Source organism: Devosia epidermidihirudinis (assembly GCF_000971295.1).
Lineage (GTDB): Bacteria > Pseudomonadota > Alphaproteobacteria > Rhizobiales > Devosiaceae > Devosia > Devosia epidermidihirudinis.
On the sequence record NZ_LANJ01000015.1, the window covers coordinates 1 to 556 of the forward strand.

The following is a 556-nucleotide window of genomic DNA, read 5'->3' on the forward strand; positions in this document are numbered from 1 at the left end:
GTGGTCGGGCTACATGTACAACGAGACTCGCTGCCAGCTCCACTTCTGGGGTTCGATGATTTTCTTCAACCTCCCGTTCTTTCCGATGCACTTCCTCGGCCTTGCCGGCATGCCGCGCCGCTTTGCGGACTCCCCGCAGCAGTTCGCCGATTTCACCCAGGTCGCTTCGATCGGTGCGCTGGGCTTCTGCCTGTTGCAGTTGTATTTCTTCTTCTTCGTGGTGCTGCTGTCTTACCGCGGTGGCGATAAGGCCGCCGACAAGCCGTGGGCTGGCGCGGAAGGCCTGGAGTGGACCGTGCCGTCGCCGGCGCCGTTCCACACCTTGGAAGAACCGCCGCACGTGCACTAATGCAGGTGTCGCGGGGCTGGTTGGTGCCGGCCCCGCGAGCCGCCCCGAGAACGATGTCGAATCCACAAAAAAGCCCAACGCCCGAGCAGCGTGCCAACAATCGCCGCCTCGCGTTCATCCTCGCCACCATCGCGTTGGTCTTCTTTCTGGGTGTGATTTTCAAGCGCGTGGTGTTCGGCAGCTAGCCGGGCACGCGCAGCGCTGATC

At 62.8% G+C, this 556-nt stretch carries 2 protein-coding genes; both read left to right on the forward strand.

All coding sequences use genetic code 11. The annotated features are described in order from the left end of the window. On the forward strand, nt 1–349 hold a 349-nt coding region (locus WH87_RS08330), incomplete at its 5' end, for a cbb3-type cytochrome c oxidase subunit I (protein ID WP_046173238.1). Nucleotides 350–402: 53 nt separating this feature from the next. Beyond that, nucleotides 403–534: a cytochrome oxidase small assembly protein gene (locus WH87_RS19905; RefSeq protein ID WP_210165691.1), complete on the forward strand. Its 132-nt coding sequence runs from the start codon at nt 403–405 to the stop codon at nt 532–534. Nucleotides 535–556 lie beyond the last annotated feature (22 nt).

Coding starts and splice junctions, on each gene's coding strand:
- WH87_RS19905 (WP_210165691.1), top strand. CDS start 403: ATGTCGAATCCACAAAAAAGCCCAACGCCCGAGCAGCGTGCCAACAAT.